11 protein-coding genes and 1 pseudogene are annotated in these 15,402 nt (G+C 69.3%); 4 read left to right on the forward strand and 8 right to left on the reverse strand.

Annotated features, from left to right (window positions below; translation table 11 throughout):
* The first annotated feature begins 15 nt into the window (after positions 1-15).
* The 3 genes from G8A07_RS16720 (at position 16) to G8A07_RS16730 (ending at position 4,862) form a co-directional block, all read left to right on the forward strand.
* Positions 16-1,287 (forward strand): DUF4010 domain-containing protein, encoded by a 1,272-nt coding sequence (locus G8A07_RS16720; protein ID WP_195793155.1) that lies wholly within the window; start codon positions 16-18, stop codon positions 1,285-1,287.
* A complete protein-coding gene (mnmC, locus tag G8A07_RS16725) occupies positions 1,284-3,191 on the forward strand; it encodes an FAD-dependent 5-carboxymethylaminomethyl-2-thiouridine(34) oxidoreductase MnmC (protein ID WP_195793156.1) in 1,908 nt (635 codons plus the stop codon). The genes G8A07_RS16720 and mnmC overlap by 4 nt, the downstream gene beginning before the upstream one ends.
* A 120-nt stretch (positions 3,192-3,311) precedes the next feature.
* The gene (locus tag G8A07_RS16730) at positions 3,312-4,862 is read left to right on the forward strand and encodes a methyl-accepting chemotaxis protein (protein ID WP_195793157.1); all 1,551 of its coding nucleotides are present in this window, start codon (positions 3,312-3,314) and stop codon (positions 4,860-4,862) included.
* A 4-nt stretch (positions 4,863-4,866) separates the two neighbouring features.
* Here the strand turns inward: G8A07_RS16730 and rpiA are convergent, their stop codons facing one another.
* Together rpiA and G8A07_RS16740 are read right to left on the reverse strand one after the other, a co-directional pair.
* Positions 4,867-5,529 (reverse strand): ribose-5-phosphate isomerase RpiA, encoded by a 663-nt coding sequence (gene rpiA, locus G8A07_RS16735; protein ID WP_195793158.1) that lies wholly within the window; start codon positions 5,527-5,529, stop codon positions 4,867-4,869.
* Positions 5,530-5,558: 29 nt separating this feature from the next.
* Complete coding sequence (locus G8A07_RS16740) at positions 5,559-6,686, reverse strand: 3-deoxy-7-phosphoheptulonate synthase (protein WP_195793159.1); 1,128 nt, start codon at positions 6,684-6,686, stop codon at positions 5,559-5,561.
* 154 nt (positions 6,687-6,840) lie between these two features.
* Here G8A07_RS16740 and G8A07_RS16745 point away from each other — a divergent pair, with 154 nt between their 5' ends.
* Positions 6,841-7,881 carry a quinone-dependent dihydroorotate dehydrogenase gene (locus tag G8A07_RS16745; protein WP_195793160.1) on the forward strand — a complete coding sequence of 347 codons (1,041 nt, stop codon included), beginning with the start codon at positions 6,841-6,843 and terminating at the stop codon, positions 7,879-7,881.
* Positions 7,882-7,961: 80 nt separating this feature from the next.
* Here G8A07_RS16745 and G8A07_RS16750 read toward each other — a convergent pair.
* The 6 genes and pseudogenes from G8A07_RS16750 to G8A07_RS16775 all read right to left on the reverse strand — a co-directional run.
* Positions 7,962-8,420: pseudogene (locus tag G8A07_RS16750) on the reverse strand (FxDxF family PEP-CTERM protein); the annotation flags it as partial.
* Between the two features lie 238 nt (positions 8,421-8,658).
* A complete protein-coding gene (parC, locus tag G8A07_RS16755) occupies positions 8,659-10,992 on the reverse strand; it encodes a DNA topoisomerase IV subunit A (protein ID WP_195793162.1) in 2,334 nt (777 codons plus the stop codon).
* Positions 10,993-10,995: 3 nt separating this feature from the next.
* The gene (locus G8A07_RS16760; RefSeq protein ID WP_195793163.1) at positions 10,996-11,661 is read right to left on the reverse strand and encodes a lytic transglycosylase domain-containing protein; all 666 of its coding nucleotides are present in this window, start codon (positions 11,659-11,661) and stop codon (positions 10,996-10,998) included.
* Positions 11,658-12,185 (reverse strand): GNAT family N-acetyltransferase, encoded by a 528-nt coding sequence (locus G8A07_RS16765; protein WP_195793164.1) that lies wholly within the window; start codon positions 12,183-12,185, stop codon positions 11,658-11,660. The genes G8A07_RS16760 and G8A07_RS16765 overlap by 4 nt, the downstream gene beginning before the upstream one ends.
* A complete protein-coding gene (locus G8A07_RS16770; protein WP_195793165.1) occupies positions 12,182-13,222 on the reverse strand; it encodes a histone deacetylase family protein in 1,041 nt (346 codons plus the stop codon). Before G8A07_RS16770 ends, G8A07_RS16765 begins: the two co-directional genes overlap by 4 nt.
* A 21-nt stretch (positions 13,223-13,243) precedes the next feature.
* Positions 13,244-15,238: a DNA topoisomerase IV subunit B gene (locus G8A07_RS16775; protein ID WP_195793166.1), complete on the reverse strand. Its 1,995-nt coding sequence runs from the start codon at positions 15,236-15,238 to the stop codon at positions 13,244-13,246.
* Positions 15,239-15,402 lie beyond the last annotated feature (164 nt).

The raw sequence follows: 15,402 nt of genomic DNA on the forward strand, positions 1-15,402 counted from the left end.
CACGCGGCACCTCCGATGAGCGACTGGCAGGCGGCGCTTGGCCCACCGGCGCCATTGGCGGTGGGGCTGCTGGTGGCGCTGGGCGGAGGCCTGCTGGTGGGCCTGGAGCGCGAGCGCCGCAAGGGTCATGGCCCCGGACGCGAGGCCGCCGGGCTGCGCAGCTTCACCCTGGTCTCCGTGGCCGGTGCCCTGGCCCATGGCCTGGCCGTACCGGGTCTGCTGCCGGCCGGTGCGCTCGTGGTGGGAGGCCTGGCCGCGCTGGCCTACTGGCGCCAAAGCCCCGGGGATCCGGGCCTGACCACCGAGATCGCCCTGCTACTGACTTTCCTGATCGGCGCCTTGAGCCTACAGGCTCCTGCCCTGGGCGCAGCGGCGGCCGTGGTGATGACCATGCTGCTGGCGGCGCGCAGCCGCTTGCACCATTTCGCCACCCGGGTGCTGAACGAGCAGGAACTGCATGACGGTCTGCTGCTGGCGGCTCTCGCCCTGATCGTGCTGCCGCTGATGCCCGACGAACCGATCGCCTGGCTGGCCGGGCTCAAGGCCCGGACCCTGCTGGGACTGGTGACCCTGTTGTTGCTGCTGCAGGCGGCCGGTCATGTAGCGCTGCGCGCGCTCGGCGCCCGCCTGGGCCTGACGCTGACCGGTCTGTTCTCCGGTTTGGTGTCCAGCACCGCCACCATCGCCGCGATGGGCGGGCGCGCACGCGCCCAGCCCGAGCTGCGGCGCGCCTTCGCTGCCGCGGCCGTGATGTCCACCGCCGCTACCTGGCTGCAGGCCGCCGTGCTGCTGGGCAGCCTGGCACCGGGGCTGCTGCGTGTCGTGGCGCCGGTCTGCATGGCCGGCATGCTCTGCGCGCTGGGCCTGGCCCTGATGCTGGCGCGTGGCGCGCCGTCGGTGGCGTCCGGCCCCGGCTCCGGCGGGCCGCTGCGCCTGCGGGAAGCGTTGCTGGTGGCCACCCTGCTGAGTGCCGTCAGCGCCCTGGTAGGCTGGGCCAACGGCCACTTCGGCGAGCAGGGCCTGTTGGCTTCGGTCGCGCTGGCGGCTTTCGCCGATGCGCATGCGCCGATGGCCTCGTTGGGCAGCCTGGCGGCACAGGGCCGCATCGCGCCGCAGCTCCTGACCCAGGCCCTGCTGCTGACCATCGCCTGCAACACCCTGACGCGTTGTGTCACCGCTTGCGTCGCCGGTGGCTGGCCCTATGCACGCTGGGTCATCGGCGCCCTGCTGCTGTCCTGGACCGCGGCCGCCACCATGGGTTTTGGCATACTCGCCGCCCTGCGATGAAGACCGCCCCCCTCACCCCTGCCAGCGTCGACTTCAGCGACGCCGCCGCCCCGTCGGCACCCGCCTTCGGCGATGTCTACCATGCCCGCGCCGGCGCCTTCGCCCAGGCCCGTCATGTCTTCCTGGGCGGTAACGGCCTGCCCGGGCGCTGGGCCGGGCGCGCGCGCTTCGTGGTGCTGGAGACCGGCTTCGGCCTGGGGAACAACTTCCTGGCGACCTGGGCGGCCTGGCGCGATGACCCCGAGCGTTGCGAGCGCCTGGTCTTCATCAGCATCGAAAAACATCCACTGCGCCGCGAGGACCTGGCGCGCGCCCATGCCGCCAGCCCGGCGCCGGAACTGGCCGCACGGCTGCTGGATGCCTGGCCGGCGCTGACGCCCAACCTGCATGCGCTGGACTTCGAGGAGGGCCGGGTACGGCTGCTGCTGATCCTCGGCGACGCGCGCGACGCGCTGCGCGAGCTGGTGGCCGAGGTCGATGCCTTCTACCTGGACGGCTTCTCGCCGGCGCTGAACCCCGAGATCTGGGACGCCTATCTGCTGCGCTCGCTGGGCCGGCTGGCCGCGCCCGGCAGCACGGCCGCCACCTGGAGCGTCGCGCGGCCGGTGCGCGACGGCCTGGCCGCGGCCGGCTTCATGGTCGAGAAGGCGCCGGGCTTCGCGGCCAAGGGCCAGATGAGCATTGCCCGCTTCGCACCGCCACATGCCTTGCAGCGCCCGGCCGGCCGCGCGCCGCTGGCACCAAGCGCGCGCTCGGCCCTGGTGATCGGCGCCGGCCTGGCCGGCGCGGCCTGCGCCTGGGCGCTGGCGCGCGAGGGCCTGGCGGTGACGGTGCTGGAGGGCCAGGGCGGCCCGGCGCGCGTCGCCTCCGGCAATCCCGGCGGGCTGTTCCATGGCACCTTCAATCCCGACGACGGCCAGCATGCGCGCTTCAACCGCGCCGCCGCGCTGGCCACCGAGCGGCTGCTCGCCGAACTGCCCCCGCTGCCCTGGCGCCAGCGCGGCCTGCTGCGCCTGGAGACCGCGCGCGATGTGGCCGCGATGCGTTCCCAACTGCAGCGCCAGCAACTGAGCGGCGACTATCTGCAGGCCCTGGACGCGGCCGAGGCCGCCGCGCTGTCCGGCCTGCCGCTGACCCGCCCGGCCTGGTTCTATCCCGGCGGCGGCGCCCTGCCCCCGGCCGCCTATGTCCAGGCCCTGCTGGCGGCCAGCGGCGCCGTCCTGCGCAGCGACTGCACGGTGGCCGCGCTGCGCCGCAACGACGCGGGCCAATGGCAGGCGCTGGACGCGGCCGGCGCGCTGCTGGCCGAGGCGCCGGCCCTGGTGCTGGCCGGCGGCCAGGCCGGGCTCGGCCTGCTGGAGGGATTGGCGCCGGGGCTGCCGCTGACGGTGCAGCGCGGCCAGCTGAGCCATCTGCCGACGGCCGCGCCGCTGCCGCGCCTGCCGGTGGCCGGCGCCGGCTATGCGCTGGCCGACGGCCGGGGTGGCCTCTGGTGCGGCGCCACCGCGCAGGATGGCGACCTCGAGCCGGCGCTGCGCGCCGCCGACCAGGCGCAGAACCTCGCTCAATGGGCCGAGCTGGCGGGGCTGGACATGGCGCCCGAGGCGCCGCTGGCGGGCCGGGTCGGCTGGCGGCTCCTGACGTCGGACCGGCTGCCCCTGGTCGGCGGCCTGCCGCTGGCCGAGCAGGCCGGGCGCCAGGACCAGCCGCGCTTCCTGGCCCGGCTGCCGGGCCTGGCGGTCTGCACCGCCTTCGGCTCGCGCGGCATCGGCTGGGCCGCGCTGGCCGGCCGGGTCACCGCCGCGCTGCTGACCGGTGCGCCGGTGCCGCTGGAGGCGGATCTGCTGGATGCGATCGATCCGGCCCGCTTCCAGGTCCGGGCCGGGCGGCGCCCATCCCCCTGAGCGGCCACCGATCGTCCACGGATCGCCCAGGGACATTAAGGTTTTCCCGGAAACTGCCGCTATAGACAGGATGCGGTCCGCCCGAGAGGCCGCCTTGACGTCAATCCTGGAGACCCTGTCATGCTGAGCCAGCTGTTTTCCGGCCGTTCGATCGGCCAACGCCTGGGGGTGGTGCTGAGCCTGGTGCTGCTGATCGCCTTCGCCGGCTCCGGCCTGGGCTACTGGGCCCTGGCCAAGGTGGCCAGCGAGACCAGCGACATGTACCAGAACTCGCTGGTCAGCGAGCGCATCGCCTCCGACTGGTACCGCAACATCACCAACGGCGTGAACCGCACCAGCGCGATCGCGGTCAGCGCCGATCCGGCCCTGGCCGAGTTCTTCGCCGTCACCGCGGCCGAATCGACCAAGCAGTCCAGCGAGCTGCAGAAGAAGCTCGACGAACTGATGAAGACGCCCAAGGAGCGCGCGCTGTTCGAGAAGCTGTCCGAGGCCCGCAAGGCCTACCTGAGCACGCGCGACGCGGTCTCGGCCGCCAAGAAGGCCGGCGAGGCCGACAAGGCGCGCCAGGTCTTCGACCAGCAGTTCCAGCCCGCCGCCGCCGCCTTCCAGGACGCGATCAAGCTGATCGTGCAGGAGCAGCGCGACCAGCTGGACGCCGCCGCCAAACGGGTCGACGAGGCCAACGGCACCGCACGCCTGGGCCTGGTGCTGTTCACCCTGGTCGCGCTGGCGCTGGCCGTGGGCCTGGCGATCTGGCTGACCCGCTCGATCACGATGCCGCTGCGCGAGGCCGCCGGCGTGGCCGACGCGATCGCGAACTTCGACCTGACCCGCTCCATCACGCCGCGCAGCGAGGACGAGACCGGCCGCCTGCTTCGCTCGCTGCAGACCATGCAGGCCTCGCTGCTGAAGCTGATCGGCGAGGTGCGCGGCGCCACCGACAGCATCTCGACCGCCAGCGCCGAGATCGCGGTGGGCAACCATGACCTGTCGGCCCGCACCGAGCAGACCGCCTCGAACCTGCAGCAGGCCGCGGCCTCGATGATGCAGCTGACCGGCACGGTGCGGCAGACCGCCGATTCGGCGCTGACCGCCAATCAGCTGGCCAGCTCGGCCGCCGAGGTGGCGCAGCGCGGCGGCAGCGTCGTGGCCCAGGTGGTGTCGACGATGGAGGAGATCAGCACCAGCTCGCGGCGCATCAACGACATCATCGGCACGATCGACGGCATCGCCTTCCAGACCAATATCCTGGCGCTGAACGCGGCGGTGGAAGCCGCGCGCGCCGGCGAGCAAGGGCGCGGCTTCGCGGTCGTGGCCTCCGAGGTGCGCAGCCTGGCGCAGCGCAGCGCCGAGGCGGCCAAGGAGATCAAGAGCCTGATCGGCGCCAGCACCGAGAAGGTCGAGTCCGGCACCCAGCTGGTGCAGAACGCCGGCAACACGATGGGCGACATCGTCTCCAGCGTGCAGCGCGTCTCGGACATCATCGGCGAGATCAGCGCCGCCGCGCGCGAGCAGAGCGACGGCATCAACCAGGTCAATGCCGCCGTCACCCAGCTGGATCAGATGACCCAGCAGAACGCCGCGCTGGTGGAGGAAGCCGCCTCGGCGGCCGAGAGCCTGAAGGACCAGTCCGGCCGCCTGGCGACGGCCGTGGGCGTGTTCCGGCTCTAAAGGATCAGAACTCCAGGGTCCTGACCCCGGCGGCGGTGCCCAGCAGGCAGACCGCCGCCTTGTTGCGTGCGAACACGCCGACGGTGACGACGCCGGGCCATTGATTGACCTCGGCCTCGAAAGCCGCCGGATCGGCGATCGCCAGGCCGCGCACATCGAGGATCTGGTTGCCGTTGTCGGTCACGCAGCCGGCGCGCAGGCCCGCGTCGGCGCCGAAGCGCTGCGCGAAGCGGCGCGCGATCTGGGCCGCGGCCATCGGGATCACCTCGACCGGCAGCGGGAACTTGCCCAGGGTCTGGACCAGCTTGCTCTCGTCGGCGATGCAGACGAAGCGCTTGGCCAGGTCGGCGACGATCTTCTCGCGCGTCAGCGCCGCGCCGCCGCCCTTGACCATATGACCGGCATGATCGATCTCGTCGGCGCCGTCGATATAGACCTCGAGCGACTCGACCTCCGCGGCCTCGAGGATCTTGATGCCCAGGGCCTGCATGCGCTCGGTCGAACGCACCGAGCTGGAGACGGCGCCCGCGATGGGCAGGCCGCTGGCGGCCAGCGCGTCGATGAACTTGTCCACCGTCGAGCCGGTGCCGACGCCGACGATGCTGTTCGGCGTCACGTAGTGCAGGGCGGCCTGGCCGACCAGGGTCTTCAGTTCGTCTTGGGTCATGGGATCGGGGGGAGAGATGGGAGGGAGGATCAGGAAGTCTTGCGACGCGCGCGCACGGCGGCGGCCAGCTCCTGCAGCAGCGGCTCGGTCTGGGCCCAGCCCAGGCAGGCATCGGTGATCGAGACGCCGGGCTTCAGGTCGGACTTGGTCTGGCCCGGTGCCAGGTCTTGCCGGCCCGGCTGCAGATGGCTCTCGATCATCACGCCGGTGATGCGCTTATCGCCGGCGGCCATCTGGGCCGCGACGTCGCGGCCGACATCGATCTGGCGCTCGTACTTCTTGCTGCTGTTGGCATGCGAGAAGTCGATCATCACCTGCTCGCGCAGGCCCGAGCCCTTCAGCGCCTCGCAGGCGGCCTGCACGCTAGCAGCGTCGTAGTTGGGCGCCTTGCCGCCGCGCAGGATGATGTGGCAGTCCTGGTTGCCGCGGGTCTCGAAGATCGCCGCCGCGCCCATCTTGGTCATGCCCATGAAGGCATGGCTGGCGCTGGCCGCCAGCACCGCATCGGACGCGACCTTGATGCCGCCGTCGGTGCCGTTCTTGAAGCCGACCGGGCAGCTCAGGCCCGAGGCCAACTGGCGGTGGCTCTGGCTCTCGGTGGTGCGCGCGCCGATCGCGCCCCAGGCGATCAGGTCGGAGATGTACTGCGGCGACAGCAGGTCCAGGAACTCGGTGCCGGCCGGCAGGCCCAGCGCGGTCACGTCCAGCAACAGCTGGCGCGCCAGGCGCAGGCCCTCGTTCATGTGGAAGCTGCCGTCCAGGCGCGGGTCGTTGATATAGCCCTTCCAGCCCACCGTGGTGCGCGGCTTCTCGAAATAGACCCGCATCACGATCAGCAGGTCCCGCTCCAACTCGTCCTTGGCCTTCTTCAGGAGGCGCGCATAGTCCATCGCCTGGTCATGGTCGTGGATCGAGCAGGGGCCGACGACGACCAGCAGGCGGTCGTCCCGTCCATGCAGCACCGCGCCGATCTCCTGGCGCGCGCGCTCCACCAGTTCCAGCGAGGCATCGGGCAGCGGTTGCTCGTCCAGCAGCAGCGCCGGCGAGATCAGCGCTCGCACCGCGCCGATGCGGGTGTCGTCGGTGCGGGTGGTGTCGCGGGTGGCATCGCGCGAGCCCACCTCGCGGTCGTGCCGGGGGTCATCCAGGGGTTTCATGCGGGGGGATCCTAGCCTAGGGTTCTCCCGGCATTATCGGTCAGCGTCGCGGCGAAACGCTCGCGAAAAAGACCGTCAGCGCCGACAGCGCGAAGGGTGTCGCCCGGAGACCGCGAACAGGGCGGCTGAGGGCGGGATGAGAGAATCCCGCCCCATGTCTCTCGTTCCCTACGCCCTCACCCGCCCCTTCCTGTTCGGCCTCGATCCCGAGCATGCCCATGAACTGACCCTGGGCGCGATCGCCCGGCTGCAGAACACCCCGGCCCAATGCCTGTGGGCGCAGACCCGCATCGACGACCCGGTGACGGTGGCCGGCCTGAAGTTCCCGAACCGCATCGGCCTGGCCGCCGGGCTGGACAAGAACGGCCGTTGCATCGACGGCCTGGGCGCGATGGGCTTCGGCTTCATCGAGGTGGGCACGGTGACGCCCAAGGGCCAGCCCGGCAACGACAAGCCGCGCATGTTCCGCATCCCCGAGAAGGAGGCGCTGATCAACCGCCTGGGCTTCAACAACGAGGGGCTGGCCAGCTTCATCGCCAATGTGCAGCGCGCCCGCTCCTTCCGCGCCGCCGGTGGCCTGCTGGGACTGAACATCGGCAAGAACGCCGCGACGCCAATCGAGAACGCGGTGGACGACTACCTGATCGGGCTGGAGGGCGTGTTCCCCCATGCCGACTACATCACCGTCAACATCTCCAGCCCCAACACCAAGAACCTGCGTGCGCTGCAGAGCGACGAGGCGCTGGACGCCCTGCTCTCGCGCCTGCAGGCGCGCAAGCTGGAGCTGCAGCAGGTCTCCGGCCGTCAGGTACCGATGTTCGTCAAGATCGCGCCGGACCTGGACGAGGACCAGGTCGCGGTGATCGCCCAGACCCTGCAGAAGAATGGCATCGACGGCGTGATCGCCACCAACACGACTGTTTCTCGAGACGCGGTGCAGGGCCTGGCCCATGCAAACGAAACAGGAGGCCTGTCCGGCCGGCCGGTGTTCGAGGCCAGCAACCGGGTGATCCGGCTGCTGCGCGCCGCCCTGGGCAGCAACTACCCGATCATCGGCGTCGGCGGCGTGCTCGGCGGCGCCGACGCCCGCACCAAGCTGGCAGCGGGGGCGGACCTGGTGCAGGTCTACACCGGCCTGATCTACAAGGGACCGGCCCTGGTGGCGGAATGCGCCCGAGCCTTGCGCCAAGCCTGAGATTCCACCTGAATACCAGAACAAAACGGACCCGAGGGTCCGTTTTGTTTTTCAGCTCGGGAATATAGATTCCCGAAAAATCAGGCTTGCTTGCGACGTCGCGCGACAAAACCTACCACGCCCAGGCCGGCCAGCAGCAGGGCATAGGTTTCAGGTTCCGGCACCGGCACGGCGGTGGCGGCCGAGCTGAGCGCATAGATGCCGCTGCTGCCGTTGGTTTTTCCAGCGACCGAGAAGTAGTAGCTACCCGGGCCAAGGGTCACCAGATGCTCAAGACCTTGTGCAGCACCGAAGGTCCAGCTGTGGCCGGTTTCGGAGCCGTCAGCCTTGAAGATGCTGTAAGAACCGGAGTTGATGTTGAACGCGCTGACATTGCTGGAGACAAAGGACTCCGTGCTCAGCGTGAAATTGAACTGGCTGAAGAAAAGAGTCGAGGAGTCGACAATCTTCAGGCCGCTACTTTCGTGGAGGTCATGGGCATTCCACTCAGTAACAGTGTCCGAGAACGCGGCCGAGGCCGCCTGAGCGCCCAGCGAGGCGAAAGCCACGAGCGAAGCCGCGACCAATGATTTCAACTTCATCGTAGAAACTCCCAAAAGGGTAGGTGAAAACGAACTGACGAAATCATTGTGCACTGCAGCGCGTGAATTACTTCTCGCTCAACTCCCTTAGCTTAGGGACAAAGGCCCAGTTTCTTGTAGCAGTTTGTAAGTCCATCCCTAAATGATGCAGCGATGCACCGATTTGCATCGTGGTAGATACAAATCGGTGAATTTCTCAGGCGGCCAGAATACGTATGACTTTCTGCATGCCTTCGAAGGCTCGGCCTTTTCGGGCGCGTTTTCCGGCATAGGCGGCCAGGGACGCACCCTTCAGCAATTCATCCTTGGCCTTGCCGCCGCGACCGCTGCCCAGCACCTGCAGGACCTGGGCAAAGGCGGCCACGCTGACCAGCGCGTCCTTGGCCTCCAGATCCATCAGGGTCAGGCCGCGGCCGCCCTTGGGCTGGTGCTTCAGCTCGTCCAGCGCGAAAGTCAGCAGGCGCCCCTGCAGCGACAGGCAGGCCAGTTGCTGGCCCAGGCCTTCGGGCACCGCGCTCGGCGGCAGCGGCTTTTCCTCGCCCTCCAGGCTCAGGAAGGTCTTGCCGGCGCGCTTGGCGCTGATCAGGTCGCCCACCAGGGCGATCAGGCCGAAACCGCCGGTGCCGGCCAGCACCAGGCGCTGAGCCGGGCTGGCGGCGTAGTAATGCGCGATCTGGGTGCCGGACTCCAGCTCGATCAAGGTCGTGATCGGCTGGCCATCGCCGCGCCCACCGGGCAGCAGCGAGACCGGCACCGAGTAGACCCGGCCATTGCTGCCAAACACGATCAGTGGATCGACGCTGCGGCAGGGGAAGGTGCCGTAGAGCTGGTCGCCGGACTTGAAGCTCAGCGCGGCCGGGTCCACCTCATGGCCCTTCAGCGCCCGCACCCAGCCCTTCAGGCTGACGACCACGGTGACCGGCTCATCCACCACCTTGATCTCGGCGACCGCCTTCTTCTCGGCCTGGATCAGGGTGCGACGCTCGTCGCCGTACTGCTTGGCGTCGGCCTCGATCTCCTTGACCACGGTGCGCTTGAGCACGCCGGGGTTGCCCAGGATGTCTTCCAGCTTGGCGCCTTCCTCGCGCAGCTGCGCCAACTCCTGCTCGATCTTGATCGCCTCCAGCCGCGCCAGCTGGCGCAGGCGGATTTCCAGGATGTCCTCGGCCTGACGGTCACTGAGCTTGAAGCGCTCGATCAGCGCGGCCTTGGGCTCGTCGCTGTTGCGGATGATGCGGATCACCTCGTCGATGTTCAGCAGCACCAGCTGGCGGCCTTCCAGCACATGGATGCGATCCAGCACCTTGTTCAGTCGATGCTGGGTGCGGCGCTGCACCGTGGCCAGGCGGTAGCCCAGCCATTCCGAGATGATCTGGCGCAGATTCTTCTGCGTCGGCCGGCCATCGGCACCGATCATGGTCAGGTTGACCGAGGCCGAGGTCTCCAGGCTGGTGTGCGCCAGCAGGGTCGTGATCAGATCCTGCTGCTCGACGGTGCGGCTCTTGGGCTCGAACACCAGGCGCACCGGCGCGTCCTTGCTCGATTCGTCGCGCACACCGTCAAGCACCGCCAGCAGGCTGGCCTTCAGCTGCAACTGGTCCTGGCTCAGAGCCTTCTTGCCGGTCTTGACCTTGGGGTTGGAGAGCTCCTCGATCTCCTCCAGCACCTTCTGCGAGCTGGTGCCATGCGGCAGCTCGGTGACAACCAGCTGCCATTGGCCGCGCGCCAGGTCCTCGATCTTCCAGCGCGCGCGCAGCTTCAGGCTGCCGCGGCCCGAGCCGTAGGCGGCGCGAATGTCCTCGGCCGAGCTGATCAACTGGCCGCCGCCGGGGAAATCGGGGCCGGGCAGCAGGGTGTACAGCTCGTCGTCCGACAGCTTCTCGTTCTTCAGCAGCGCCACCGCGGCCGCCGCCACCTCGCGCAGATTGTGGCTGGGCACCTCGGTCGCCAGACCCACCGCGATGCCGGAGGCGCCGTTCAGCAGCACGAAGGGCAGGCGCGCCGGCAGCTGGCGCGGCTCCTGGGTCGAGCCGTCGTAGTTGGGCACCAGGTCGACCGTGCCCTCGTCGATCTCGTCCAGCAGCAGGCGCGCGATCGGCGCCAGGCGGGCCTCGGTGTAGCGCATCGCCGCGGCACCGTCGCCGTCGCGGCTGCCGAAATTGCCCTGGCCGTCGATCAACGGGTAGCGCTGGCTGAAGTCCTGCGCCATGCGCACCAGCGCGTCATAGACCGACTGGTCGCCATGCGGATGGAAGCGGCCCAGCACATCGCCGACCACGCGCGCGCCCTTGACCGGTTTGGCCCCCGAGGCGCCGCTCCAGTTCAGGCCCATGCGCTCCATCGAGTAGAGGATGCGGCGCTGCACCGGCTTCTGGCCGTCGCAGACATCGGGCAGGGCCCGGCCCTTGACAACCGACAGCGCGTATTCGAGATAGGCCTGCTGCGCGTAATGCGCCAGGGTCAGGGCATCGCCCGGCTCATCGGCCGGGTTCTGGGCAAACAGGTCGAGGGTGTTCGAGTCGCTGGTCATAAATCAACTGCTATGAATTCGTAAGTGCTGGGCCTGGGCCGGCAGGCTGCGCTGCAGCAGGGCCCAGTAGAGTTCCAGCACCATGTGTACATGGGCCTGGGTTTCGGGGATCGGCGGCATCTGGCCGCCGTGGCGGCGCACCGTGCCCTCGCCGGCGTTCCAGGCCGCCAGGGCCACATCGATGCGGCCGAAGCGCTTGATCAGGCGGGCCAGCAGGCGCGCGCCGGTCTGCACATTGTGGCGGGCGTCCAGCAGGCGCTCCGGGCTGCTGCCGGCCGCCTCGGGCAGGATCTGCATCAGGCCCACCGCGCCGGCCCTGGATACGGCGTCGCGCTGGTAGCCGGACTCGACCGCGATGATGGCCTTCAGCAGCTCGGTGTCGACGCCATGCGCCGCCGCCGCCTCGCGCAGATAGGGCTGCACCGCCTTCACCTCGGGCGCAAACTCCAGCCAGGTCAGGAGGCCCTGGCTGCCATCGGTCTTGCCCGGCACCCGGCCCTGGGCCGCTGCCGGTGTGGCGTCGCTGCCCAGCACCAGGCCGTAGCGGCTGTTCAGCGGCTTGCTGGCGACATGGGCCACGCCCTGGCCGTCGACATAGCCCCAGAGCTCGGCCCGCGCCGGCGCCGCGGCCAGCAGCAGGGCAACAAGAGGAAGCAAGCCCCAGCTCATGCCGGCTCCTGCCCCAGCGCCACACGGGCCTGGTACTCGCGGTCCAGCATCGCCATCACGATCAGGCTGTCATAGCCGTCGACGGCGCCGCTGAGGCGCACGCTCTCGCGCAGCCGCCCCTCCTCGACGAAGCCCTCGCTCTGGTAGAGATGCTGGGCGCGGGTGTTCAGCGCCTTCACATCCAGCCAGAAGCGGTGCGCGCCCAGCTGGGTGAAAGCCAGCTTCTTCAGCTGGCGCACGCAGGCCCGGCCCAGGCCCTGGCCCTTCGGTGCCAGCACGATGCGCTTGAGCTCCACCGAGCGGTGCGGATTGCGGCAGCCCTGCAGGATCACGAAGCCGATCGCGGCCGCCGCCTCGTCCTCGACGATGAAATGGCGCGAGTCGGGAAAACGGATCGCGCCCTCATGCTGGGTGCGTTCCCACAGGGTGATGAAGGGCGCATTGGCGCTGTCCTGCTCGACCGAGACGACGAAGTCCAGGTCCGACAGCATGGTCGGGCGCAGGCTGACGCGTGGGGCGCTCATCGCGACTCGAAGCCTCGCAGCACGGCCACCACGTTGTGGCCGATCGCCTCGGTCGCGTAGCCGCCCTCCTGCAGGAACAGGGTGCGCGGCGCGCCGAAGGCGGCCAGGCGCGCGCCCATCTCGACGAACTCCGGCCGGTCCAGCTTGAAATGCGAGATCGGGTCGCCACCGTAGGTGTCGACGCCCAGCGAGACGATCAGCAGCTCCGGTGCATAGGCCTGCAGCTGCGCCAGCAGCCGGTCCAGCGCCGCGAACCAGGCCTCGTTGCTGCTGCCGGCCGGCAGCGGCTCGTTGGCGTTGAAGCGTAAACCCGTGCCGGCACCGCGCTCGTCGGCATGGCCGAGGAAGAAGGGATATTCGGTTCGCGGATCGCCATGCAGGCTGGCGTAGAACACATCGGCGCGCTCGTAGAAGATCGCCTGCGTGCCGTTGCCATGGTGGTAGTCGACGTCCAGGATCGCGACCCGCGCCAGGCCCGCATCGCGCGCCGCCTGCGCTGCCACCGCGGCGTTGTTGATGAAGCAGTAGCCGCCGAAGAAATCCGCGCCGGCATGGTGGCCCGGCGGGCGGGTCAGCACATAGGCCGCCCTTTCCTCTTCACCGAGCGCGATGTCCAGCCCGGTCAGGCTGGCCTGCGCGCCCCAGTAGGCGGCCTCCCAGCTGCCGGCGGTCAGCGGCGTGCCGCTGTCCATCGAATACAGGCCCATGCGGGCGGCGAAGCTTTGCGGCTCCAGGTCCGAGCGCAGGCTGCGCACCGGCCAGACCGCCGGAAAGGCATCGCCCTCCCCGCCCAGCGCCTGCCATTCGGCATGCGCGCCCTGCACGAAACGCAGATAGGCCGGCGCATGCACGCGCTCCAGCGGCGCGAGGCCGTGATCCACCGGCGTCATGAGGATCTCGCCGAGCGCGGCGGCCTGCACCGCCTTCAGCACATAGTCGGCCCGCGCCGGCACCTCGAAGGCCGGCACCAGCCGCCCGCGGAAGAACTCGTGCGTGGCCGCGTGCAGGGCGTGGCGCTCGTTGTAGACCGTCTTCATCGCGAAGCCGCCTTGCCTTGTTTAGATGTCGATTTCCACCGCGTCGCCGTGGATCTCCATCAGCTCGCGGCGCGAGGCGGCCTCGCCCTTGCCCATCAGCTTGTTGATCGCGTCCACGGTCTGGCCGAAGTCCAGCTCGCCATAGCGCACCGGCGACAGGCGTCGGGTCTCGGGGTTCAGCGTGGTGTCCCACAGCTGCTCGGCGCTCATCTCGCCCAGGCCCTTGAAGCGGCTGATGGTCCATGACCCATCGCGTGCGCCTTCCTTGCGCAGCTTGTCCAGGGTCGCGGTCAGCTCGCCCTCGTCCAGCGCATAGATCTTGGCGGCCGGCTTCTTGCCGCGCGCCGGCGCGTCGACGCGGTACAGCGGCGGGCGGGCGATGAACACATGGCCGGCCTCGACCAGCTTGGGGAAATGGCGAAAGAACAGGGTCAGCAGCAGCACCTGGATATGCGAGCCGTCGACGTCCGCGTCCGACAGGATGCAGATCTTGCCGTAGCGCAGGCCGGAAAGGTCCGGGCTGTCGTTCGGGCCATGCGGATCGACGCCCACCGCCACCGAGATGTCGTGGATCTCGTTGTTCTTGAACAGCAGGTCGCGCTCGACCTCCCAGGTGTTCAGCACCTTGCCGCGCAGCGGCAAGATGGCCTGCGTCTCCTTGTTGCGGCCCATCTTGGCGCTGCCGCCGGCCGAGTCGCCCTCGACCAGGAAGACCTCGTTGTGCAGCAGGTCGCGGCTCTCGCAGTCGGTCAGCTTGCCGGGCAGCACGGCCACGCCGGAGCCCTTGCGCTTCTCGACCTTCTGGCTGGCGCGCTGGCGGGTCTGCGCCTGCTTGATCACCAGCTCGGCCAGTTTCTTGCCGAACTCCACATGCTGGTTCAGCCACAGCTCCAGGCCCGGCTTCACATAGGTGGAGACCAGGCGCAGCGCGTCGCGGCTGTTCAGGCGCTCCTTGGTCTGGCCCTGGAACTGTGGGTCCAGCACCTTGGCCGACAGCACGAAGGAAGCGCGCGAGAACACATCGTCCGGCATCAGCTTGACGCCCTTGGGCAAGAGCGAATGCATCTCGATGAAGCCCTTGATCGCGCCGAACAGGCCGTCCTTCAGGCCGGACTCATGGGTGCCGCCGGCCACCGTCGGGATCAGGTTCACATAGCTCTCACGCATGACCTGACCCTCCTCGGTGAAGGCCACGGCCCAGGCCGCACCCTCGCCCTCGGCGAAGTTCTCGCTCTCGGCCGCGGTCGCGAACTGCTCGCCCTCCAGCAGCGGGATCAGCGGATCGGCCACCAGGGTCTGCATCAGGTAGTCGCGCAGGCCGCCCTTGTAGGACCAGGTCTGCAGGTCGCCGGTCTTCTCGTTCTTCAGGGTGACGATGACGCCCGGCATCAGCACCGCCTTGGAGCGCAGCAGATGGATCAGTTCGCCCTTGGGCAGCTCGGCGCTTTCGAAATACTTGGCGTCGGGCCAGACCCGCACGGTCGTGCCCTGCTTGCGGTCGGCGCTGGTGCCGCCCTTGCGGGTCGTCACCGGTTCGACCACGTCGCCGGCCTCGAAGGCCAGGTTCGCTACCTGGCCCTCGCGCCAGACGGTCACCTCCAGGCGCTTGGCCAGGGCATTGGTCACCGAGACGCCGACGCCGTGCAGGCCGCCCGAGAAGCTGTAGGCGCCGCCCGAGCCCTTGTCGAACTTGCCGCCGGCATGCAGACGGGTGAAGACGATCTCCACCACCGGCACGCCCTCCTCCGGGTGCAGGCCGTAGGGAATGCCGCGGCCGTCGTCGGCCACCGAGACCGAGCCGTCGGCATGCAGGGTCAGGTCGATGCGCTTGCCGAAGCCGGCCAGGGCCTCGTCGGCGGCGTTGTCGATCACCTCCTGGATGATGTGCAGGGGGTTGTCGGTTCGGGTGTACATGCCCGGCCGCTGCTTGACGGGCTCCAGGCCCTTCAGGACGCGGATCGAGCCTTCGCCATAGGTGCTGGGGGTATTGCTTGCTGATGCTGCTTTGGTCGCCATGGGGCGGGATTCTAGGAGGAGGCTCGTCCACCCCATGGCAGCAGAGATATTGAGAATTATTCTCGATTCAAACTGAGGCAAAACTTCGTCTCCAGGCTGGGCCTGGGCCTGGGCCTGCGCCACACCGGCAGCCACCGCGGCGCCAAGGAGGCCGCGCCGCGGCC

This window comes from Roseateles sp. DAIF2, from assembly GCF_015624425.1.
Classification (GTDB): domain Bacteria; phylum Pseudomonadota; class Gammaproteobacteria; order Burkholderiales; family Burkholderiaceae_C; genus Kinneretia.

Excerpts from the sequence above, each read along its gene's own strand:
- G8A07_RS16720 (WP_195793155.1), top strand. The coding sequence starts at position 16 with ATGAGCGACTGGCAGGCGGCGCTTGGCCCACCGGCGCCATTGGCGGTG.
- mnmC (WP_195793156.1), top strand. The coding sequence starts at position 1,284 with ATGAAGACCGCCCCCCTCACCCCTGCCAGCGTCGACTTCAGCGACGCC.
- G8A07_RS16730 (WP_195793157.1), top strand. The coding sequence starts at position 3,312 with ATGCTGAGCCAGCTGTTTTCCGGCCGTTCGATCGGCCAACGCCTGGGG.
- rpiA (WP_195793158.1), bottom strand. The coding sequence starts at position 5,529 with ATGACCCAAGACGAACTGAAGACCCTGGTCGGCCAGGCCGCCCTGCAC.
- G8A07_RS16740 (WP_195793159.1), bottom strand. The coding sequence starts at position 6,686 with ATGAAACCCCTGGATGACCCCCGGCACGACCGCGAGGTGGGCTCGCGC.
- G8A07_RS16745 (WP_195793160.1), top strand. The coding sequence starts at position 6,841 with ATGTCTCTCGTTCCCTACGCCCTCACCCGCCCCTTCCTGTTCGGCCTC.
- parC (WP_195793162.1), bottom strand. The coding sequence starts at position 10,992 with ATGACCAGCGACTCGAACACCCTCGACCTGTTTGCCCAGAACCCGGCC.
- G8A07_RS16760 (WP_195793163.1), bottom strand. The coding sequence starts at position 11,661 with ATGAGCTGGGGCTTGCTTCCTCTTGTTGCCCTGCTGCTGGCCGCGGCG.
- G8A07_RS16765 (WP_195793164.1), bottom strand. The coding sequence starts at position 12,185 with ATGAGCGCCCCACGCGTCAGCCTGCGCCCGACCATGCTGTCGGACCTG.
- G8A07_RS16770 (WP_195793165.1), bottom strand. The coding sequence starts at position 13,222 with ATGAAGACGGTCTACAACGAGCGCCACGCCCTGCACGCGGCCACGCAC.
- G8A07_RS16775 (WP_195793166.1), bottom strand. The coding sequence starts at position 15,238 with ATGGCGACCAAAGCAGCATCAGCAAGCAATACCCCCAGCACCTATGGC.